The sequence below is a fragment of the Lactiplantibacillus paraxiangfangensis genome (assembly GCF_036246185.1).
In the GTDB taxonomy this organism is placed as follows: domain Bacteria; phylum Bacillota; class Bacilli; order Lactobacillales; family Lactobacillaceae; genus Lactiplantibacillus; species Lactiplantibacillus paraxiangfangensis.
In genome coordinates, this window is record NZ_BTPW01000006.1 from 67,738 (window position 1) to 89,913 (window position 22,176).

At 45.7% G+C, this 22,176-nt stretch carries 21 protein-coding genes; 6 read left to right on the top strand and 15 right to left on the bottom strand.

What is annotated here, in order from left to right:
• Positions 1-7: 7 nt before the first annotated feature.
• Genes AAA939_RS04310 through rnz form a run of 3 tightly spaced genes read right to left on the bottom strand, consistent with a single transcriptional unit; the run spans position 8 to position 2,108 of the window.
• A complete protein-coding gene (locus tag AAA939_RS04310) occupies positions 8-358 on the bottom strand; it encodes a LapA family protein (protein ID WP_338209449.1) in 351 nt (116 codons plus the stop codon).
• A 12-nt stretch (positions 359-370) separates the two neighbouring features.
• Positions 371-1,162, bottom strand: a complete 792-nt coding sequence (locus AAA939_RS04315; protein WP_338209451.1) for an SDR family NAD(P)-dependent oxidoreductase — start codon at positions 1,160-1,162, stop codon at positions 371-373.
• Positions 1,163-1,172: 10 nt separating this feature from the next.
• Complete coding sequence (rnz, locus tag AAA939_RS04320; RefSeq protein WP_338209453.1) at positions 1,173-2,108, bottom strand: ribonuclease Z; 936 nt, start codon at positions 2,106-2,108, stop codon at positions 1,173-1,175.
• 231 nt (positions 2,109-2,339) lie between these two features.
• Between rnz and AAA939_RS04325 the strand changes: the two genes are divergently transcribed.
• Entirely contained in the window at positions 2,340-2,624 is a 285-nt protein-coding gene (locus tag AAA939_RS04325; protein WP_338209454.1) for a hypothetical protein, read from the top strand.
• A 71-nt stretch (positions 2,625-2,695) separates the two neighbouring features.
• Here AAA939_RS04325 and obgE read toward each other — a convergent pair whose 3' ends face one another.
• The gene (gene obgE / locus AAA939_RS04330) at positions 2,696-3,991 is read right to left on the bottom strand and encodes a GTPase ObgE (protein ID WP_338230503.1); all 1,296 of its coding nucleotides are present in this window, start codon (positions 3,989-3,991) and stop codon (positions 2,696-2,698) included.
• A gap of 246 nt (positions 3,992-4,237) precedes the next feature.
• Between obgE and AAA939_RS04335 the strand changes: the two genes are divergently transcribed.
• Genes AAA939_RS04335 through AAA939_RS04345 form a run of 3 tightly spaced genes read left to right on the top strand, consistent with a single transcriptional unit; the run spans position 4,238 to position 7,907 of the window.
• Positions 4,238-4,993: a DeoR/GlpR family DNA-binding transcription regulator gene (locus AAA939_RS04335; protein WP_338209458.1), complete on the top strand. Its 756-nt coding sequence runs from the start codon at positions 4,238-4,240 to the stop codon at positions 4,991-4,993.
• Positions 4,990-5,907: a 1-phosphofructokinase gene (pfkB, locus tag AAA939_RS04340; RefSeq protein ID WP_338209460.1), complete on the top strand. Its 918-nt coding sequence runs from the start codon at positions 4,990-4,992 to the stop codon at positions 5,905-5,907. Before AAA939_RS04335 ends, pfkB begins: the two co-directional genes overlap by 4 nt.
• Before the next feature lie 26 nt (positions 5,908-5,933).
• A complete protein-coding gene (locus tag AAA939_RS04345; protein WP_338230505.1) occupies positions 5,934-7,907 on the top strand; it encodes a PTS fructose transporter subunit IIABC in 1,974 nt (657 codons plus the stop codon).
• Between the two features lie 114 nt (positions 7,908-8,021).
• Here the strand turns inward: AAA939_RS04345 and AAA939_RS04350 are convergent, their stop codons facing one another.
• Positions 8,022-8,552 (bottom strand): hypothetical protein, encoded by a 531-nt coding sequence (locus AAA939_RS04350; RefSeq protein WP_338209464.1) that lies wholly within the window; start codon positions 8,550-8,552, stop codon positions 8,022-8,024.
• Positions 8,553-8,891: 339 nt separating this feature from the next.
• Between AAA939_RS04350 and AAA939_RS04355 the strand changes: the two genes are divergently transcribed.
• A complete protein-coding gene (locus AAA939_RS04355) occupies positions 8,892-10,214 on the top strand; it encodes a metallophosphoesterase family protein (protein ID WP_338209466.1) in 1,323 nt (440 codons plus the stop codon).
• A gap of 145 nt (positions 10,215-10,359) precedes the next feature.
• Here the strand turns inward: AAA939_RS04355 and AAA939_RS04360 are convergent, their stop codons facing one another.
• From AAA939_RS04360 to AAA939_RS04375, 4 genes are all read right to left on the bottom strand, one after another.
• Complete coding sequence (locus AAA939_RS04360) at positions 10,360-11,526, bottom strand: O-antigen ligase family protein (RefSeq protein ID WP_338209467.1); 1,167 nt, start codon at positions 11,524-11,526, stop codon at positions 10,360-10,362.
• A 255-nt stretch (positions 11,527-11,781) separates the two neighbouring features.
• Positions 11,782-13,596 carry an excinuclease ABC subunit UvrC gene (gene uvrC / locus AAA939_RS04365; RefSeq protein ID WP_338230507.1) on the bottom strand — a complete coding sequence of 605 codons (1,815 nt, stop codon included), beginning with the start codon at positions 13,594-13,596 and terminating at the stop codon, positions 11,782-11,784.
• A gap of 196 nt (positions 13,597-13,792) precedes the next feature.
• Positions 13,793-14,533 (bottom strand): amino acid ABC transporter ATP-binding protein, encoded by a 741-nt coding sequence (locus AAA939_RS04370; protein ID WP_338209470.1) that lies wholly within the window; start codon positions 14,531-14,533, stop codon positions 13,793-13,795.
• The gene (locus AAA939_RS04375) at positions 14,526-16,001 is read right to left on the bottom strand and encodes an ABC transporter substrate-binding protein/permease (protein ID WP_338209472.1); all 1,476 of its coding nucleotides are present in this window, start codon (positions 15,999-16,001) and stop codon (positions 14,526-14,528) included. Before AAA939_RS04375 ends, AAA939_RS04370 begins: the two co-directional genes overlap by 8 nt.
• A 204-nt stretch (positions 16,002-16,205) precedes the next feature.
• On the opposite strand from AAA939_RS04375, the gene AAA939_RS04380 reads away from it, so the two are divergent.
• Positions 16,206-16,379: an SPJ_0845 family protein gene (locus tag AAA939_RS04380; RefSeq protein WP_338209474.1), complete on the top strand. Its 174-nt coding sequence runs from the start codon at positions 16,206-16,208 to the stop codon at positions 16,377-16,379.
• 202 nt (positions 16,380-16,581) lie between these two features.
• Here AAA939_RS04380 and AAA939_RS04385 read toward each other — a convergent pair whose 3' ends face one another.
• The 6 genes from AAA939_RS04385 to AAA939_RS04410 all read right to left on the bottom strand — a co-directional run bounded on the left by AAA939_RS04385 (position 16,582) and on the right by AAA939_RS04410 (position 22,111).
• On the bottom strand, positions 16,582-16,989 hold the full coding sequence (locus AAA939_RS04385) for an iron-sulfur cluster biosynthesis family protein (RefSeq protein WP_338209542.1): 408 nt from the start codon (positions 16,987-16,989) through the stop codon (positions 16,582-16,584).
• A 106-nt stretch (positions 16,990-17,095) separates the two neighbouring features.
• Positions 17,096-18,235, bottom strand: coding sequence for an ABC transporter permease (locus AAA939_RS04390; protein ID WP_338209476.1), 1,140 nt, complete (start codon positions 18,233-18,235; stop codon positions 17,096-17,098).
• Positions 18,235-19,314, bottom strand: coding sequence for an ABC transporter permease (locus AAA939_RS04395; RefSeq protein ID WP_338230509.1), 1,080 nt, complete (start codon positions 19,312-19,314; stop codon positions 18,235-18,237). Before AAA939_RS04395 ends, AAA939_RS04390 begins: the two co-directional genes overlap by 1 nt.
• Before the next feature lie 10 nt (positions 19,315-19,324).
• Positions 19,325-20,275, bottom strand: a complete 951-nt coding sequence (locus AAA939_RS04400) for an ABC transporter ATP-binding protein (RefSeq protein ID WP_338209482.1) — start codon at positions 20,273-20,275, stop codon at positions 19,325-19,327.
• Positions 20,276-20,351: 76 nt separating this feature from the next.
• The gene (locus AAA939_RS04405; protein WP_338209484.1) at positions 20,352-21,485 is read right to left on the bottom strand and encodes a sensor histidine kinase; all 1,134 of its coding nucleotides are present in this window, start codon (positions 21,483-21,485) and stop codon (positions 20,352-20,354) included.
• Complete coding sequence (locus AAA939_RS04410; RefSeq protein ID WP_338209486.1) at positions 21,476-22,111, bottom strand: response regulator transcription factor; 636 nt, start codon at positions 22,109-22,111, stop codon at positions 21,476-21,478. Before AAA939_RS04410 ends, AAA939_RS04405 begins: the two co-directional genes overlap by 10 nt.
• Between the last annotated feature and the right edge of the window lie 65 nt (positions 22,112-22,176).

The following is a 22,176-nucleotide window of genomic DNA, read 5'->3' on the forward strand; positions in this document are numbered from 1 at the left end:
TTTCAAACTACTTTTTAATGGGCGTTGCCGTTGGTTCGGCCACGTTCCGTGTTTGTTTACCTTTATTGTTTAAACGTAACGTTAAACTTTTGTTTTCAGCCGTTAACTTATCAATTTTAGCCTGCGCCGCAGTGATGGCCTTTGCATGTGCTGAACGTTCCTTAGACTCATTGACCGTTGCCATTAAGACTGCGGTCACAACGCCTAGGATCAAGGTAATTACGATGACCAAGATCAGTGGCCAGTGCACCGCTGCCACCCCAAAATTCACCCGTACTGGTTCAACATTCAAAATTGCAAATACAATAACCACCAACGCAATCACCAAGGCACTCACTAATCGCCACTGATTCTTCATTGATATAACCCCCTATTTAAAATTAAAAACTGAACCCGCTAACCAATCCCCTAGCTTAGGTGCCGTTTGGTAGCCTAAGTTAGCCGCAGCCATGAACCACGGCCGGTTAATTTCTCGCCGGTGGTGTCCAAGTTTGCTAACAACGACTTCCGCCAGTTTAACTGGGTTGAGCGCTAACCGTTCAACCTGTGCTAAATAATGACCACTCGGATCCGCCATCTTGAAAAAGTCCGTCTTGATGGGTCCAGGATTGACCGTCATCACATTAACGTGATGCCCTTTTAATTCTAAACGTAAGGCGTTGTCGTAGGCAATCAAAGCCGCTTTTGTCGCCGCATAAACGGCTGACTTAGGCGTTGCAATTTTCCCCGCAATCGACGCGACGTTCACAATTTCGCCGTCATCCTGGTCGATCATTCGCTGAGCGGCTAATTGACTGACGTACATGATTCCTAGCGTATTCACTCGAAACATCTTCTCCGTTAGCGCCGCGGAGGTGTCTACAGCTGGCGCCATATAGCCAAATCCAGCGGCGTTGATAACCAAATCCAAACGACCAAACACCTCGTCAATCGTCGCAAAGACGTGGTCCACTTCCGCCACATGGCTAACATCACACTGAATCGCTAAGGCTTGTGCCCCCGACAAAATTCGACACTGATCAGCAACCCGGACTAGCCGTTCTTGCCTGCGTGCCGCTAACACCACGTTAGCACCCTGCGCAGCAACGGCCAATGCTAATTGTTCACCCAAGCCACTGGATGCTCCCGTGACTAGAACCGTTTGACCAGTTAAACTTGCCATGTCACTTCACCTAAGCTTTCTTTTGTAATGGAATATCGATTAAATCAAAATCGCGCACAACCTTGGTATTAGCAAAGACTTTCTGAGCCTGTTTCTGTAATTCCTTACTCAATTTTCCAGTATACCGTGCCGAAATATGGGTCAGTAATAGTTGGCGAACCCCGGCCTGCTTTGCCACCTGGGCCGCTTGCGTACTAGTTGAATGGAAGTAGTTATGGGCTAACTTTCCTTCATCTTTACCAAAAGTACTCTCATGGACTAAGGCGTCAGCGTCTTGTGCTAAAATCGCAGCGTTCGGCGTTTTACGGGTATCACCTAAGATCGTTACGGTCCGGCCCGCCTGTGGAGCAGCAATGTAATCTTGACCATTAATGATCCGACCGTCATCCAAAGTAACCGTTTGACCAGCCTTTAGTTGCCCATAAACGGGGCCACTCGGAATGTTTAACGCCTTTAGTCGGTCAGCCTGTAATTCACCCGGATGATCCGCTTCTTCTACCCGGTAGCCGTAACAAGCAATCCGATGTTCCAACGGCAAACAGCTCACTTTAAACGTCGCATCTTCAAAAATCGTACCGCCCGCACTAATTTCTTGAAACTTTAACGGGTACGACAACCGCGTGCCGGACACCCGTAAAGAAGTTTGGACAAAATCACGAATCCCCACGGGCCCGTAAATGGTCAACGGTTCATCCCCGCCTTGAAAAGAACGGGAACTCAGTAACCCTGGTAACCCAAAGATGTGATCACCATGCAAATGGGTAATAAAGATTTTGGCGATCTTCCGTGGTTTCAATGTCGTTCTCAAGATTTGGTGTTGCGTCCCTTCACCCACATCGAAGAGCCAAACTTCGTTCCGTTCATCTAGAAGTCGGAGCGCCGTGCTTGTGACGTTGCGAAATTTTCCCGGTGAGCCGGCACCGGTACCTAAAAATTCTAATTGCATATTTTTGTTCGTCCTTATCTGTACAGTCTGTCAATTATTTTACCGAAATTAATGGTAAGAAACAATTGTCGGAACCAGCCGGAGCCGATTTTTTTGAATCTATCTTCTTATTTTAACATGCAGACTCGTAATTATTGCCACGACCCCGCAAAACAGTCAAAATAATTCTCAGTGGGCCGCATACTTTGGTAATATAAAAATAGTAATTAATTTATGTTAGGGGGTTGTCTGATGCGACTAATTGATTTTAACTTATCCACGGCTGATTTAACGCCCAGTATGTCCCTCTTTTGGGAGACGTCCGCGCATCAGCTCGTTCCGATTAAAGCGGTTCAATTACAGCAACAACAATTAGTCCTGATTCCTCAAGCGGGAGCCACCCCGTTAACACTAAATCAACTCAACGCCCGGACCCGGCAACTAAGCGGACCCACCCAGTTATACGTCAAAACACCGGATACGATCGAGTTACTCTTTGGCTACCGGCTCAATCAGGCCCGCCTTTTATTTGGCTAAAACTCTGCCAGTTTCATCATCAGACGATAAAACGGTCATCCGCAAATTTGCGAATGACCGTTTTTGATTGCTTAATCCATAAATTGGAACGAATAGTCGAGAATTTGAATCGTATCGCCGTTCTTGGCGCCAGCGGCCCGTAAGCCGTCATCGATCCCCATCCCACGCAATTGTCGTGCAAACCGCATGAGACTTTCTTCGTGGTCCAGGTTCGTCATCTTGAAGAGCCGTTCAAGCTTCTCACCAGAAAGGACAAACAAGCCCTCTTCTGGATTATCGATCGTAAAGTCTTGACTGGTTTCAGTCGTGTAATCACGATGTTCAACGTCGTCAACACCCTTGACTGGGAACTGTGGCGTCGTATCAAGTAAGTCCGCCGTCTTAGCTAACAAGGGCTTAATCCCTTGTTGCGTGATGGAAGAGATTGGATAAATCTCTGGCATGCTTGGTAACGTCTTGTCACCTGCCAGCTTCGTCTTGAACTCGGCTAAGTTATCCGCTGAATCCGGCATATCCATCTTAGTCGCAACGACGATTTGTGGCCGTTTCAACAAATCAGGATCATAACTCGTCAACTCGTGATTGATTTTCAAATAATCTTCAAACGGATCATTTTCTTCAACCCCACTCATATCAATGAGGTGCAAGATGACCCGCGTCCGTTCAATGTGCCGTAAAAATTGGATTCCTAACCCAACCCCGTTAGCGGCGCCTTCAATCAAACCAGGCAAGTCCGCCATAACAAAGTCCCGGCCGTCATCTAAACGAACCATCCCCAGGTTAGGGACCAACGTCGTAAAGTGGTACGCCGCAATTTTAGGTTTAGCACTCGTCACAACGGATAACAGCGTCGACTTACCCACTGATGGGAATCCGACCAAACCAACATCCGCCAAGACCTTTAATTCCATTCGAATGGTAACTTCGCCACCCGGTTCACCGTTTTCAGAAATTTCTGGTGCGGGATTTTTAGGACTCGCAAAGTGAATATTTCCACGACCACCACGGCCACCCTTGGCAACCACTAGTTTTTGGCCCTTTTCGGTAATATCACCAATTAGTGCGCCAGTTTCCGCATCCGTGACCACCGTCCCTAAAGGCACGTTGATCACCCGATCCTTAGCGGAACGACCAGTCATCTGCTTGATCATCCCGTTGCCACCGTTATCAGCTTTGAATTTACGGGTATACCGGAAATCCATCAACGTCCGCAAGCCTTCATCAGCTTGCAAAACAATACTACCGCCACGACCACCGTCACCGCCGGCCGGGCCACCGTTAGGCACGAACTTTTCACGACGGAAAGCAACCATGCCGTTACCACCGTTACCGGCCTTTACATCTACTTTTACTTGATCAACAAACATGTTTTTTCCCCTGTTTCTTCTATATTATTTATCTACGAAAATGCTCGTGCGAAATTAGATACCTGACCTAGTATACAAATGTTCCGGCCCGTCGTCAAAAGTTCCGCTAATAAACGGCTTTTCCACGTCCAGATAAGACCAGTTTGCGTGTCAATGACTGGTTTTGAATTATTTTGACGTTTTTTGAACGTTTTTGTTGCATTTTGACCATTGAGCAGGTATATTAGTCTTCGGAGGGATTTGAAAGTGCTTACAGAAGAACGACAACAGTACATTTTAAATACGATCCGTTTCAAGGGCATTATTAAAATCAAGGACATTGTTTCTAAAACTAGTTGCTCAGAATCCACGGCTCGCCGGGATTTACAGCAGTTAGAGGAACAGGGTGAATTGTTACGCGTCCACGGTGGCGCCAAATACATGAACTCACTCCAAGAAGAACCCGCGATGAACGATAAAGTTTCCCGTAACGTGGACGCTAAGGACCACATTGCGCAGCAAGCGGTCGCAAACATTCAAGTCGATGACGTCATTTACTTAGACGCCGGGACTTCAACGCTCGCGATGATTCACCATTTGAACCCAGGCTATAACCTGCGCGTCGTGACTAACGGCGTGGTTCACGCTTCCGCTTTAGCAGACATGGGCATTCAAACCTACTTGCTTGGTGGTAATTTGAAAGGCACTACCAAAGCCGTCATTGGTCCCGAAGCCGTCAAATCGTTACAGGAATACCGGTTCAACAAAGTCTTCTTGGGGATTAACGGTGTCCACCCAAAGTTTGGGTTAACAACACCCGACCCTGACGAAGCGATCGTTAAAAAAACAGCAATTGCCCAAAGTGAAGAAAGTTTCATTTTGGTCGACAGTACTAAATTTGACCACGTTTCGTTTGCACGGGTCGGTGATCTGTCCAGTGCCACGATCATTACCGACAAGTTGACCCCAACGTTGGCCGAACAATATCAACCATTAACTACGATTCAGGAGGTTCAATCATGATTTACACCATTACTGTTAATCCTTCGATTGACTACGTGGTTCAACTACCCCACATGGAACTGGGTAGCGTCAACCGTTTGAAACACACCGCCAAATTACCGGGTGGTAAAGGGATCAACGTTTCACAGATCTTAAATGACCTCGAGCAACCTAATAAGGCCCTCGGATTTATCGGGGGCTTCACTGGGACCTTCATTAGTGAAGCGCTCAAGGCGAAGGGGCTCGATTGTCACTTTACAAAAATCGCTGACGATACCCGGATCAACGTTAAAATTCACGCTGATGAAGAAACTGAACTGAACGGTGCCGGTCCTGACATTACCGCCAGCGAAATTGACGCGTTCTACCAAGAACTCGCCAACCTCACACCCGATGACGTGGTCGTTATGTCCGGTAGCTTAGCGCCTAGCCTACCAGATAGCTTCTACTACGACATCATTCAAAAGGCCGAAGCCGCCGGTGCTAACTTTGTCATCGATACGACCGGTGAAGCCTTGAAGAAGACGTTGCCAAGCCATCCACTGGTAGTTAAACCAAACAACCATGAATTAGCCGACTACTACCACACCACTTTTAACAGTCGTGACGACATTATTGCCGCCGGTCAACGGATGTTAAAAGAAGGCGCGCAACACGTCTTAATTTCCATGGCCGGTGACGGTGGCCTTCTGATCACAAAAGATGCTGTTTACTTCAGCGCTGCACCTAAGGGTCACGTCATTAACTCAGTTGGTGCTGGGGATTCAATGATTGGTGGGTTCGTTGGAACCTTCGCTAAGACCCACGATGCCGTTGAAAGTTTCCGCTACGGTTTAGCTTGTGGTTCCGCAACCGCCTTTTCTGAAGACATTGCGACCCGGGCTAAGATCGATGAGATTTTACCGCAAATTAAGATTGAACAATTAACTAACTAGCGTTTAGAAAGGACTGTTCACACACTATGGATATCCGCGATTTATTATTAAAAGACGTCATGATCATGGACATGCAAGCCACGACCAAGGACGAAGCCATTGATGAGTTAGTTCATAAATATGCCGAACAAGGCGTCATCAACGACGAAGCACTTTACAAACAAGACATCATCAAGCGTGAAGCTGAATCCACTACCGGGATCGGTGATGGTATTGCCATGCCCCACGCCAAAGACAAGGCCGTTCAACGGGCAACCGTTTTATTCGCCAAGAGTCAAAACGGGGTCGATTTTAACGCCTTAGATGGCCAACCCGTTCACCTCTTCTTTATGATTGCTGCCCCCGAAGGTGCTAATAACACCCACTTGGCTGCGTTAGCCGCCCTTTCCAGTTTACTGATTGACCCTGAATTAGTTGGTAAATTGAAAAACGCTCAAACACCAGAAGAAGTTCAACAACTCTTCGGTGATGCACAAGCTGCTAAGGAAGAAAAAGAAGCTAAGGATGCAGCGGCTAAAGCTGAAAAAGAAGCTGCGGCTGCCAAAGCCCCCGCTAGTGAACAACGTCCCTACATCGTTGGGGTCACCGCTTGTCCTAACGGGATTGCCCATACTTACATGGCCGAAGCTGCTTTAATCAAACAAGCCGAAGCAATGGACGTTGACATCAAGATTGAAACAAACGGTTCTGAAGGGGTCAAACATTTATTGACCGCTGACGAAATTGCCCGTGCCAAAGGGGTCATCATTGCCGCCGATAAAAAGGTTAAGATGCCCCGGTTTGACGGCAAGCCATTGGTTAACCGCCCCGTTACGGACGGAATCAACAAAGCCGAAGAACTTATTAATGAAGTTTTAGATGGTAAAGCCCCCGTTTATCATGACGCTGACGGTGGTGCAAGTTCCGATGACGACGAAGGCGCTTCTGCAAACGGTAGCGTCTGGGGTGAAGTTTACAAAGACTTAATGAACGGGATTTCACACATGTTGCCATTCGTTGTTGGTGGTGGGATCTTAATGGCCCTCTCCTTCATCATCGAACAATTCGCTGGTGAAAAGAGTTTAGCCTTTACCTTCCTTAACCAATCTGGGAACATGGCCTTTGCCTTCATGGTACCCGTTTTAGCCGCTTACATCGCCGAATCAATCGGTGATCGTCCTGCTTTGATGCCCGGGTTCGTTGGTGGGTTCATGGCGACGGTTTACACCGGTGCTTACGGTGGTGCTTTTACCGCTTCAATCGCTGCTAACGCTAAGAGTCCAGCAGGTTTCTTAGGTGGGTTAGTTGCCGGGTTCTTAGCCGGTTACATTACGGTTTGGATGAAGAAGTGGACCAAGAACATGCCACAATCCCTTGAAGGGATGAAGCCAATGTTGATTTACCCAATCTTGGGTCTATTGATTGTTGCCGCTTTAATGTTCTTCATTGTTAACCCAATCTTCTCCGTTATCAACCAATGGATTACCCACTTCTTAAACTCTATGGGTACTGGTAATGCCGTTATCCTAGGGGTTGTCCTCGGTGGGATGATGTCCATCGATATGGGTGGTCCTTTCAACAAGGCCGCTTACGTCTTCGCTACTGGTGCCTTCACTGCAACTCATGATGGTAACTTAATGGCCGCCGTTATGGCTGGTGGGATGGTTCCACCTTTGGCCACTGCGATTGCGACCGCCTTCTGGCCAAAGAAGTTTACGGATGACGAGCGTAAAGCTGGGATTTCAAACTGGTTACTCGGGATTTCCTTCATTACTGAAGGTGCCATTCCATTCGCAACGGCCGATCCTTTGCACGTTATTGGGTCAAGTGTTGTGGGTGCCGCCATTGCCGGTGGGTTAACTCAACTCTGGGGCGTATCCGTCCCTGCTCCTCACGGTGGCTTATGGGTTTCACTATTAGCTACTAACATCTGGGGTTACATTGGCGCTACCATTATCGGTGCCGTCATTGCCGGGGTTATCCTCGGGTTCTGGAAACCAGCAAAACAAGCACTTAAATAATAATTAGATTTATTCAAAAAAGTCGTTACTCGATTAAGGGTAACGACTTTTTTTGATTTCATAGCATACCATTGTGCTAACAAATTAAAATGCTAAATCAAACACAATTGATTACTAATGGACACCATATTTTCTAGCAAGCTTCTTACTTGTAAAGAGGTATTCATCCGTATGTTTACCATTTTTAGAAACCCTTTTTAAAACTTTCACCTTATGCCCAGCAAGCTTCTTCTTGCCCATTTTATAGTAGCCAGCCATCGGAAATGTAATCTTTAGTATTGGATACGTATATAAAACAGAACCCTTCTTAGTTGCATAAATATCAGCCACTTTATATTTCTTATTATACTTTTTAGCATACCGCTTAACTGGAAGTTTTACTGAATGTAAATGGAAAGGCACGGTGTATGTCCCCATATCTGCTCGGCTTCCAAATGTTTTGGCACTTATCCGTGCAATATTATAATATCGTACGCCATCAACTTTACCTTCATATCGGTAATACGTTCCCCGAAACGACTTTGGAAAAGTCTTTATCGATTTTTTCGTCTTTGCTTGTACGCTAACACTTGACGATACCATGCCCCCTGCAACGCCTAACGTGGTCCCAGCAACAATAATACTCAATACTTTTGTAAGCTTCATCCTAGAAACTCCCCTCCAAAATAAGTCCCATTTATCAAATATCTAATTTTAAAGCTGATCAAACAAGGACTAACTTGTTCAAGCCGCTCTCGTTATGGATTAAAACTAATACCACTATAATATAATAAATATTATACTACTGCGTCTTCAATACGGATAGCCGGCTTAATGATTACCCCAAAGAATTCGCTACCTTCCGTATTATATTTTCAATAAAATTTTTATATCCGTTTTTGCTAGATTCATCGCAACCGCTTTATTTCGAACAATTAATTATCTAACCCAGCAATTAAACGGGTATAATTAAACTATTAATTCATTAGAAATGAGACGATTATTTTGAAACGAACCCTTCCCGCGTTTTTATTAGCAGGTTTAGCAAGCCTACTAATTTTGACGGGCTGTCAATCGAAAAAGACTCAAGCCATCCCACCAGTCACCGGTCATAGTTTGACCGCAATGGTGATCAGCGATGACCACGTGATTGCCCCTAAGTTACACGACAACGGCCCCTCGTTCACCACTTACGCTAGTAACGACGGTGGCGCCAACCTTAAATACAGCGCGACCATCTTCCGTGCGTTCATCGCGCAAGCGTTAAAGACCAAACCGGACGTCGTTATCGTTAGTGGTGACATTACCAATAACGGTGAAAAAGCGAGTCACGAATACGTGGCTAAACAACTAAAACGGCTGACCGCCGCTAAAATTCGCGTCTACGTCGTTCCTGGCAACCACGATATCAATAATCCCATCGCACGCAGCTTCAAGGGAAAACACCAGTACGAAGTTGACGGGGTCAGCCCCGAACAGTTTAAACAAATTTACAAAAAGGCGGGGTACGGTCAGGCAGCCAAGACCGACCCCGATTCACTAGCTTACCTCGTTAAGCCAAGTAAAAAGACGTGGTTCTTGATGCTCAACTCAGCTATCTACAAAGGAAACTACCAACAAGGCAGCTCCACGGTCGGTGGTGGCCTGACCGATGGTACTTTGAACTGGGTCGCTAAAGTTGGCAAGGAAGCGCGCAAACAAGGCGCAACACTGATTCCTGTCCTCCATCACAATACGATGGACCACACGATGATTCATCAAGATTACACGATTGGCTACGCGGATCAAGTCCGTGACGTTTTCAGCAAGGCCAACATCAAGCTATCGCTGACGGGCCACATTCACGCGCAGAGTATTAAAAACCAGACGGTCAACGGTCAGTCTTTGACCGACATTGCGAGTGGTGCGCTTATCATTGGCCCACACTACTACGGCACGTTAAAAATCAACCAAGATAACGGGCACGCAACTTATCACGCAACCCGTTTAAAGGTCGCCGACTACATTAAGCAGCATCAGAGCGCTAAGGCTGCCAAGACTTATAAAAAGTACGATCACGACGTCCTTTATGCATCCGGCTATAACGCCGCCCTTAGTCAGCTATACGAGACCCGTGACGACAACCACCTCTCCACTAAACAAGTCAAACAACTTGCGGCGGGCATGGGTGAAGCCAACATCGCAATGTTCCGGGGAACCCCGCTTGCTAAGGACAATGCGGCACTCAAGGCTTGGAAGAAGCAGCCCAAAGATACTTCACTTCGCGGCTTTATCTTAATGACACAGGACTTACATGGTAACTTAACTTGGGATGGCAATACCCGGTAAATGATTTTCCCAGTCTATAAAAAACGTTTGTAGCGTCCATGATACTGATGGTCACTACAAACGTTTTTTTATACCTAAGGATTAAACGTTCAAAATAATTGATTCGCCCTGTTGCGACGGTAATCCTAACACTGATATTTGCTGTTTATGAGTCAGTCTTAATCGAAATAGCCTGTTGAACGTGCCACCAATGGGCCATGACAAGTAAGATGATCATTAACACTTGTGGAGATGACAGTACAAAGTCACTAACACCATACGCCAAAATAACGGCTAAAATTAACACAAAGTAGCGTCGGTCTGGTAGCGTGGGCTGCCACTGTCGAGTCAATCGCCAGCCATTCGCAACGATCAAGCTGAGCAAGCCGAGGCCACCTAATAAACCGAAGGAAGCTAGGACCATTATAAAAATATCATGCGCATGGGGTACGTAATGGCCAGTTAAATTTAAATATTGGGGCGCAAAACCAAAGTATGAAACGCCCAGCCAAGGGGCTTTTGCAAAAACTTGTAGGCTATGATGCCAAATCGTTAATCGAGACGTCCAACCGGTTGCCCAAGAATAACTGCGTGGCGACCACGTGAGCGCAAACCAACTAATACTGCCAATCAATCCGGTTAACCATAAGCTACGGCGCCAATTTAAATAAAAGCTGGTCCCTAAGACCATTAGTAACATTAATAGTAATCCCGTCCGTGATTGCGTCTGATAAATACCAATCATAAGTAAGGCAATAACGCCCCAACTCCGCCAAGCGTTTGAGCTGAGCCGTAAACTTATTTGAGCTAGTGCAACTGCCAAAGCAATCAATAGTATGCAACAGGCATCATTCGGATTGTCGGCTGACCCAAATAAACGGTCAGCGTTAGCCGCGTACCCCCACAGCAGATCACCAGTTAGAAACTTCAACCAAACTGGTAAAAGTTGCAAGCGATTCAGCCAGTGGAAGATATTCCCGCTAACCGTCAAGTATCCTCCAAAGCAGACCAAGTAATGGCAAATTTGCGACCAGGATAAAAGCTGGGCAGATTGCCGGCACAGTAACCATAGATTTAATAAAATAATTAGCAGTAATCCTGATAAAACGGCCGGTTGCCGCCAAGGTGATCGTAAAAGATTCACGCTAGTAATCCCGATTAGCCATAAAATAAATAGCAAGACGTGGTCGTGCCGAATCGTCTTTGGTTGCCTAAATAAGGTTAGCCACTGCCAACGGCTTAAATAGATAAACCAGCCAATTCCAATCGGGGGTAAAACTGCCAGTAACGTCAGGCCGATTGAAAATTGCCGGGATGTAAGGGACTTAGTCATGGTGATACGCAAGCTTTCTCTTAAGGTTTACTGGCTAAGAGCGCCAGTTCTAAGACTTTATCAGTTATTATGCCACGCCTTGTTAGTCACCCGTGCACCGAGCTTCAAAGATTTAGGACTTCTTACTAAAGTTAAATGAATCATTACTAATTGATCTATAAACATAAAAAACACCCATTAAAAAAAGCATTACCAAACAGCCCGACAAAGCAGCTTGGTAATGCTCAATATATCTAATGCGTCTAATTTTTCCGTTTATGTGGCACCCTTCTGATAATGTTTTGGTGTCACGCCAGCCCCAGCCAGTGAAAACTTAATGGTTTGCGCCACGTTTTTGGCAATGCCGAGTTTTTGAATATCTTCAATTGGCGCAGCGGCAATCTTCGTCATCGAGCCAAATTTCCGCAACAATTTATTCCGCGTCTTTGGCCCAACCCCTGGGATTTCATCTAATCGCGAACTCAACGAATGCTTCGTGTGGACTTGCCGGTGGAAGGTAATCGCAAACCGGTGGACTTCATCTTGAATCCGTTGTAGTAAGTAAAAGCCCTGGCTCTTCGGATCAAGGTTCAGGTGCGCATCCCCGGCGGATTTCAATAAATCGGCTGTCTTATGATGCTCATTTTTGACCATCGCCGCAACCGGCGTATCAATTCCCAACTCATTTTCCAACACCTCCTTGGCGGCATCCAACTGAATGTCACCCCCATCCATCAAGATCAGGTCGGGTAAGTTTGCGTGTTCCTTCAACAATCGGGTATACCGTCGCCGAATCACTTCACGCGTGGACGCCGCTTCATCGGCATGGTCAACTGTCCGTAACTTATACTTCCGGTACAACTTCTTATTAGGCTGCCCATCCGTGAAGACGACCATGGCGGAGACTAAGTCGGCCCCTTGAATATGCGAATGGTCAAACGCTTCGATCTTATGACCTTCCGGAATGCCAAGTGCATCGGTAATTTCCTTCATGGCCCCGGTCGTCTTCCGTTCATCCAATTCCAACAATCGGAACTTTTCTTCTAAAATAATCCGGGCATTTTTATGCGCCATGTCTAACAAATCGCGCTTCTGCCCCCGTTGTGGCGTTCGGACGGGAATGCCTAAAATGTCACTTAGCACGTCCTTATCCAACCCACTTGGGACTAAAACTTCGCGTGGTAAAACGTTATTTTTACGATTGTAAAATTGCAAAATAAAACTGGTCATTTCTTCGGTTGCCGTTGAAACAACTGGGAACAACCGCTTTTCACGTTTCATCAACCGGGCTTGCCGGATAAAGAAGACCTGAATCGATAACCAACCCTTATCCATGTAAAAGTTGAATAGGTCCCGCGGCGTGTTGTCATTTGAAATGATTTTTTGCTTTTCAACGGTCATTTCAATGTACGTCAACTGGTCACGTAATTCTCCGGCCCGTTCAAACTCTAATTCCGCCGACGCCTTTTCCATGCGCTTCGTCAGTTGCTTTTTGACCCGTTCGACGTGACCGTTTAAAAATGACTTAATCCGCTGAATCTGCGCGTCGTACTGTTCTTCGGGAACCGTCTTGAAGCACGCACCCAAGCACTGGCCCATATGGTAATACAGGCACGGACGCCCTTGAAAGCCGTTGCAGCGTCGTAACGGGTAAACCTTTTGAATAAAGTTAACCGTCTCCTGAGCCGCATAAACGTTAGGATAAGGACCGAAGTAATAGCCCCCGTCTTTACGGACATCACTCACGATTAAGATTTGGGGATCACGTTCATTAGTGATTTTAATGTAAGGATAGCCGGTCCCCTTTTTTAGCTTGATGTTGAAATACGGCTGATGCTTTTGAATCAGCGTAATTTCTAACAAAAAGGCTTCCTTATCGGTCGACGTCACGATAAATTCAAAGTCCGCAATTTCTGAAACTAAGCGCGCGGTTTTCCCAGTGTGGCTACTCTTAAAGTATGACCGCACCCGGTTTTTTAAATTCTTAGCTTTACCCACGTAAATAATCTGACTATTCAGGTTTTTCATCAGGTAACAACCAGGCAAATCTGGCAGTAGTGCTAGCTTATGTTCAATGTGTGCTGAAGCCATAACGCGCCGTCCTCTCACTTTAATTTAGCATTACTAGTATACCGCCTGAACATAGACGGCTCAAACAATCCGCCCGTTTTTATAAAAATGTTGATTTTTTTAATTTAGGGCAAAAAAACGCGGCCGCATGACACGAATTTATCCGTGAAATGCCACCGCGTAAACACCTATAAAAATAGGCCTGGGTTGTTATAAATTACATTAAAATCTTTGATAAAAAGTCCTTAGCACGTTCCGTTTCTGGATGTGCAAAGAATTGATCCGGCGTATTGTTTTCTTGAATGTAACCGTCCGCCATAAACCAGATACGGTCAGCAACTTCCTTGGCAAAGCCCATTTCATGGGTCACAACGACCATCGTCATCCCGTCTTTAGCTAGTTCCTGCATAATGTTCAGCACTTCGCCAACCATTTCAGGGTCTAACGCAGACGTTGGTTCGTCAAACAACATCACTTTAGGGTCCATTGCTAACGCACGGGCAATGGCCACCCGTTGTGCTTGCCCACCGGACAAACTACTTGGAAATGAATCGGCATGATCATCTAAACCGACCCGTTTCAATAATTCATGAGCCCGTTTGGTGGCAGCCGCATCGTCGACACTTTTAACTTTCATTGGTGCCAACTTGATGTTTTCCAAGACCGTCATGTTAGGGAATAAATTAAAGCCTTGGAACACCATGCCCATTTTTTCCCGTAACTTGTTCACGCTCTTTTGATCCAAAGTCGTTAAGTCTTGGCCTTCAAAAGCGACTTTCCCAGCTGTAGGCGTTTCAAGCAAGTTCAAGCACCGAATAAAGGTACTCTTCCCACCACCAGAAGGCCCAATCACAACGATCACCTGTCCGGGTTCAACTTTTTCCGTAATATCTTTTAAAACTTCATTATCACCAAAGCTTTTGGCGAGCGATTCAACTTCAATCACTGGTTTAGTCATGCTGCATCTTCCTTTCGAAGTAGTTCAAGATCCGTGACGCCGTGAAGGTTAAGATGAAGTATAACACCATAATCACAACAATTGGCGCTACCCCACGGTAAGTGTCAGACCGGACGATGTTACTTTGATAAATCAATTCAGTAACCCCGATGATCGACACGATTGAACTATCCTTAATCAAGGTAATAAATTCGTTACCCAATGACGGCCAAATGTTCTTCAATGCTTGTGGTAAGACCACGTAGCGCATCGTTGCGCCATTTGACATCCCCAAACTACGAGCTGCTTCGGTTTGACCAATATTAACGGAATTGATCCCACCACGAATGTATTCAGCTACGTACGCCCCTGAGTTCAGTGAAATTGCAATGATCCCAGAAGTTAACGCTGGTAAGTTGACGAAGAGGCCTAATCCGAAGTAAACGAACATCACTTGAACCATCATCGGCGTCCCACGAATGAATTCAACGTAGGCCGTTGATACCCACCGTAATGCCGTCTTGAAGATGTTTCCTTTGGCGGTCCGTGCAAGGGCTAATAAAATCCCAATAATGAAACCAAAGAAGACGGAACATACGGTAATAATCAAGGTATATTCAACCCCGGTTGCGAATGCTTGCCAGTAGTGACCCATTGACGTGTTAACCGTATTGGTTTTCAGATACTTACCGGCAACCGGTAAATATTGCTTTTTAACGAGGTTTTCCTTCTTAATTTGATCAACTGACTTGTTGACCTTGTTTACTAAGCTAGTTGAACCTTTCCGGAACGCAATTGCAGAACTCGTTGCGTCGGAACTCATATTGAAGTCACTCGGAATCGCAGCTAAGTTTTTATTGTTAGAAACGTAAGCTTCAGCGGATGGTTTTTCCATCGCAACCCCGTCCAACTTATGACTTTGTAAGGCTAAGATCAAGTCAGATTGGGAGGTCATCCCTTTACTTGCCGTATTCTTGGTTTGCTTCTTAACGGCGTTGTATTGGGTCGTCCCGGTTTGGGCACCTAACGTACCACCCTTGAAAGAATCCTTGTTCTTGTACTTGGCTTTGTCAGTCTTATTGATAACAATGTCATAACCACCCTGATAATAAACGTGGGTGAAATCAACGTTCTTACGACGTGCAGGCGTTGGGTTCATCCCGGAAATAATCATATCGATTTTCCCAGTTTGAAGGGCAACTAATAAGGAATCAAAGGACATGGACTTAATCTTTAACTTAACCCCTAAATCCTTGGCAACCTTTTTCCCAATCTGAACATCCATCCCGACAACGGTACTCTTACCGTTGACCGTCGCTTGAAATTCATACGGCGGGTAATCGGGCGAAGTCCCCATGACGAGGACCCCCTTCTTTTGAATCTTCTCTAATGAATTATCCGCCGCCTGGGCATGTTGGGTGGACAGAGGAACCACCGTCATGAACAGGGCAACAATAATAGCTAATAACAACCCAAATCTTTTTTTCATAAGCGTTCTCCTTTGCTTTAATTTACAAGAGTAAAGTATAGACGCATATGATTATTTATGCAAGTATTTTTGATAAATTCTTTATTTTATACATAAATTAACCATTTATACAGCTTTTGGGGGCCTTTTTATGCACAAAAGACGAATAACTGACAAACAAACCAAAATTTGCTATGATAAGCGGTAAGCGAAAGGAATGATTGTATGAGTTTAAAAGTACAACGTCAAGATAACCTCGACAAACTGTTCGACAAGTTTGCGATTGGTCCCGATGACAAAGACAAATTAACGACGAAAGCCGTCCAAGAAACCATCGACGAACACGCGAAGCGCACAACCACTAAGCCAACCGCCAAAAAAGACGCCGACAACAAATAAATTTACCGCAACGAGCTGAAGACCTGACTAGGTCTTGGGCTCGTTTTTCATTACGGCGCTTCACCGGCAGAATCAGTGGGCCTTGGGGTCAGTTGCAGACAAAGGACGGTCTTTCGCCTCGCTTTTCAACCTTTTGTTATCAATACAAAAACAACCTTCAGAAATTTTCTCTGAAGGTTGTTTAATATTGATTTAATTATGATTAACAAATTTTAGTTCCGAGTGTTTCCATCTTTTCACGCCGTTCAGCTTCCGTCTCTGGTGTCACGTTTCGCCAGTCAACAACGGATAATGCACCGTCTAACATGCCACTATCGTCCTTTAAGGCTAAAGCGTTGTGCCAACGTGAGATATTTAGGCCGTTGCCTAAGAAAGTCTCGTCAGCGGGCGTAGTCGCCATATCATAGCCCGCGTTATTTTCAAGCACCGTCGTGTATGCGGGATCAGCATCTTTCAAGATAACCAACTGGAACTTATTGCCAATCGCACAGCTTCCACCCAGGCTCGAATATTTATTAGAACCATCATCAACGGTTAAAATTACCCGACTCCCCGCTGGAATTTTGTCAGCCAAATACGTTTGTGCGTCATCTTTAATGTTAATCTTCATCATACAGCACCCTTTCTCGCTCACTTAATAGATTGTACACAACTTGTTTACAATTATTACTATAGCGCAGACGGCGACCGAATGCAATTGGAATGCTTACAAATAGTTAGTCAAAAATCTCTTGTCGTTGCCGCCGCATGAACCCAAAAATCGCCAAACTAAAGCATAGGAGGCTAAATAACCCGACCATTGCCAAGCTCCCCCAAAACTTTCCGGTCACCATCCCCATCTGAAGCTGGGTCAGTGCCTGCAACAACCAATATTGCGGTGTTATCATGGCGACACGCTGCATCACTGTCGGCATTACCGAAATTGGGATCAAAGCGCCGGACAATAAACTCGACAGCGTAATCAACAAGATTTGCAGACCACTCGCTAACCCCGAACTATTGGCTAGGACGCCAACCGCTAAGGACCATAGCACCGCTAAAACGCCGAACCATAGCAGGATTCCCATGAGTGTCAAAACCGGCATGCCAATCGAGATTTTAAAAATACCCACCATCACAATCACCGTTAAGACCACCTCAACGAGCATTGCTAACAGCCCAAACAACGCCGTTCCACCAAAGTAACTTGCGGGACTTATGGGCGTTAACATCGTTCGTTGATAAATCTTGTTACGGCGCTCTAGCTGCAAACTCCGTGTTCCAAACGTGTTAGCTTGGTACAGCATCATCATGAGTAGGAAGCCGATGATTTGGAGCGTCAAAGTATGTGCCGCCACGTGCTGATCAATTTGCCTAAATTTGAGTTGGGGCGTATGCGTCTCTAAGTACGCCCCAACTTGTTTGATTGGCACTGAGCTGGTTGCCAACCCGCGTACTTGTAAGGTATCCGTTACAGATGCTGTTACCGAGTCCCGCAAATTGTTAATGAGCGTTCCTTGCTGCAAAGCCCGCAAAGTTAACGCTGGCCGTTCGCCCTTGTCCATCCGTTGCTGATAATCAGTTGGAATGGTCACAATCGCCATCACGTTTTGTTGTGATAGCGCCTTTGCTTCTTGCTTATGGGTCAACATTTTCACAGTCGTTCGCCGACGCATCCCTTGGACTAATAAATGACTAGTTGCTGTCCGATCATGATCAACAACGCCTAGTGTTAAATTATCCTGACTGGTCCCCGTCGAGGTGTATAAATACAAGACAACGCTTAAAAACGGCACTGCTAATAAGAACAACACTTGCCAAGGATGATTCTTCCAAATAATAATTCGCTCTTTGACTAACCACAAAATTGCTTGCATTAAAACACCTCCCGACGACGAATAATCCAGTTTACGATGATCAACAGTCCAAACGCCAAGCCAAAATTTAACGCGGTTCCTGACCAATCCAGTGAATTGGTCGTCCACAACGCTGAACGCATGGGACCCATAATCCAACCTAGGGGTGAAAATTGCATCATCGTACTAGACGTTGGAAAATAGCCCCCACCCAAAAAGGCAACTAACTGAATAACAATTTGAACGATGCCACTACCAACCTGACTATTAATTGTATCCATCAATAATCCGATAATTAAGAAAAGCGCCATCAGTCCGCTGAAATTGATCAAGGTAAATCCAAGCGCTCGCGACCATGGCATCTTAAATAAACCAGTCGTGATTCCCATCAAAACCCCAATGACAAGCAACCCGAATAACAAATGACCACCCACCGTTGCATTGAGTAACTTTCCACGGGTCACAGGTGTCAGTAGCTCCCTAGCTAACGTTTTTTGCCGCCGAGCCTTGCCAAACATATCCAGCCCAATTTCTGAGAAATACAACATAAACATCCCCATCATCGCTAACGCGTAGTACTGGAAAGACGTTGCGGACTGGTGGGCTTGCACGTGGTTGATTTTCACCAATTTTTTTGTTGATACGGTCGCTAGCCTACCGCGATAATGAATTGCCGTTTGGACCAAACCCATTTGTCGAAAAATTGCTGCTAGACTGCTTTTTAACAGAATCGTTTGATAATCGTTGAGTCCCTTCGCTGTCTGAACCGTTACGGTCGTCCCAAATTGAACGAGCGCCGTATTCGACTGCGTACGCACTACGTTTTTGGCTTGTGCTAAATCACGCTGACTTTTAAAATCTAAGTGTGCGATATCTGCATGTTTAACCATTTTATCGAATAATTGCGCCTGTTGTGAGTGGTCTACTACGTACTGGACGTGGACCGGCGCAACTTTAGAATCTAACTGAGTCGCAAACGTTCCTTGCAACACGAGACCTAAGATGACCATCAAACTAACTGGTAAAATTAGAAAATAGACGTAATTCGAACGGTTTCGTAAATCCTGTACGAATACACGTTTAATAATGGTTCCAATCATGATGTCACCCCTAATCCCTTAAGTTTCGGCCCGTCAAATTCAAGAAGACCGTTTCTAAGTCAATCTGCGGTTGGTCCACCTGATCAACAGTGACCCCTTGATCAATGAGCGTCATCAGAACTTGGTTTAGGGGATTGCTTTCAACCGCCGTTACTAGCTGTAACTCCTGCCCCTGAACTGTGGCCTGTTGAACACCCGCAATTGCAAGTAGTGGGGTCACGTCGACCAACTTGGGCTCAGCAACCGTAATTGAGACTTGCTTAGCCGCCGTCACCAAGTTAACTAATTCGGCTTCGGTCCCTTGAACAATCACCTTGCCATGATCAATAATCACAATTTTATCGGCTAATCGTTCTACCTCCTCCATATAGTGACTGGTATAAACAACCGTCATCCCCTGCGCTCGCATCTTTTCAATTGCCGTTAGGATGTAATTACGAGACTGCGGATCAATCCCAACGGTCGGTTCATCCATAAAGATCAGTTCCGGCTGGTGGACAAGCGCCATGGCAATGTTTAACCGTCGCTGCATCCCACCAGAAAAAGTGGCTGGTCGCTGATTCTGATGCTCACTGAGGCCAACGACTGCAAGGGCGCGGTCAACCCCAGCTTTTAACGCCGTACCACGTAATCCGTACAGCCCACCAAAGTAGCGCACATTTTCCGCGGCCGACAAATCATCAAATAACGCTAAATCTTGTGGAACGACCCCAAAGCGTCGTCGTAACGCCGTATTCGTTGGCGTCAGCGGCTCACCGAATAACGTCACACTGCCACTAGTTTTATTTAATAATCCGGTAATCATACTGATCGTGGTCGTTTTACCAGCACCATTTGGTCCTAACAGCCCTAAAATTTTTCCCGGTGCAACATCAAAACTAACATCATCTACCGCTACCTTGGTCCCAAAACGTTTCGTTAAACCTTTGACAACTAAACCATCTAATAAACTCGCTGCCATAGTTAGACCCCCTCGTCTCTAATTGATAAAACCATTGTATAAAAAAATGGAATTGCCACCCAGTGCAATTCCTCATTTATGACCCATGAGATTTCTCATGATTTTCACGTGGTAAATTAGTTGTCACCGTGAAACCGGTCTGACCATCGACCAATAGCTGACCGCCTAAGTTAGCCGTTCGCTCCGCCATTCCCGTTAGTCCAAGTCCCGTTTGATAGTTAGGCGCTGCTTGCCCGTCGTTTTGAACTGTTAGCCGAATAAACGTCGGGTAAACGCGCACCGTAACAACCACGTTACTAGCTTGGCTATATTTTAACGTATTGGTTAAGCTTTCTTGCAAGTTAGCCGCAAACACACGCCACTGTAATGCTGTGATAACGCTCAGTTCACCACTATACAAAAATTGCGTCTTGAAATGGTACTGATCGGCAAATTGTTGCAGCTGGCCCTTCAACCGCTCAACGTTTACAGTCTCTTGTGCAAGTTGTTCGGTATGCAAAATCTGGCGAATATCGGTAATACCCTGACGAACGATTGCTGTTGCGTGATCCAACAAAACTTCGCCCTGTTTAGGATCAGTTCGGTAACTGATTTTTGCCGCTTGAAGTTGCATCAAACTCCCGGTTAACTGATGCCCTAATTGATCATGAATTTCATGAACAAGCCGCTGCCGTTCAATCGCGGCGGCCTGACTTTCACGTACATTCGCATTATCGACCCCTTGTTGGAAGAGCGTAGCGTAGTGATTACGTTCCCGTCGCATTTGATCAGTCGTTTTTAACAGTTGCAGGTGGCGCTGTTCCTGACGTTGAAACGCCCAAGTTAGTGCCACTAAAAATAAACACCAACCTACATACCAACCCGCTACTGGTAACTGACTGAGCTGCCAACCGCCAACCAGTAAGGCACTACCAAACGCAACCAACGTCCACCATTCAAACGATTCAGCTGCAACGCCGTTCCAAATAACCAATGGCAATGTAAACCATATCGCAGGATCTCTTAGCGCGGCCATTATCACCAAAATAAGCTGCCCAAGTGTCAACCACCAGCGCGTTTGAGGCAAACTTGCCATCACAAAAAAAGCACTGAGCAGGACTAACAGACTAGCAATGGCAATCGCAAGCGCCACGTCTGACTGTGCTACGACGGCATAACCAACCAAAGCAACTAGTCCCGCACCGTTAAGAATAAAGCGCGTCAATAACATTTAGCCCTGCCCCCGGTCAAATAATAGATGGCTAATTGCGTCCGGTGATTTAACGCCAACTTATGTAAGATTGTCGATAAGTTATTATTAACGGTTCCTTCACTTAAAAAAAGCGTCTGTGCAATTTCTTTATTGGTAAGTCCCTGAGCAACTAATTGCGTGATTTCTTGCTCCCGCGCCGTCAAAGCCGACAAATCAGCAGTGGGCTTTTTCGTCACCAATTGTGCAGCTGCCTTTGTCATCACGGGCTTGGATAAAATACTCTGATTATTCGCAACCGCCTTAATGCCCGCAATAATCTGATCCGCCGGGGTGGTCTTCAATAAATAGCCCGCTGCGCCATTTTGAATACCAGTAACTATATCGTCATCTTCATCAAAAGTCGTTAGGATCAATACTTTTATACCTAAATTTTGAACGAGCGTCTTAGTAGCCGTTACGCCGCTCATCCCCGGCATTCTTACGTCCATCAACACCACATCAACGGGATGCTGATCACAATATGCAATCGCTGCCGGGGCATTATCAAAGACTTTTGTGACTGTCAAATCCGGATCACTGTCCAAAATAATTTGTAGTCCGCTCGTAATCAACGGGCTATCATCGACTAAAATCGTTTTAATCATAGCTATTCCTCACTTGTAACCCTTATCTGTCGGTCTTCTTCTAAAAGTAGCATGTTTTTACGCTT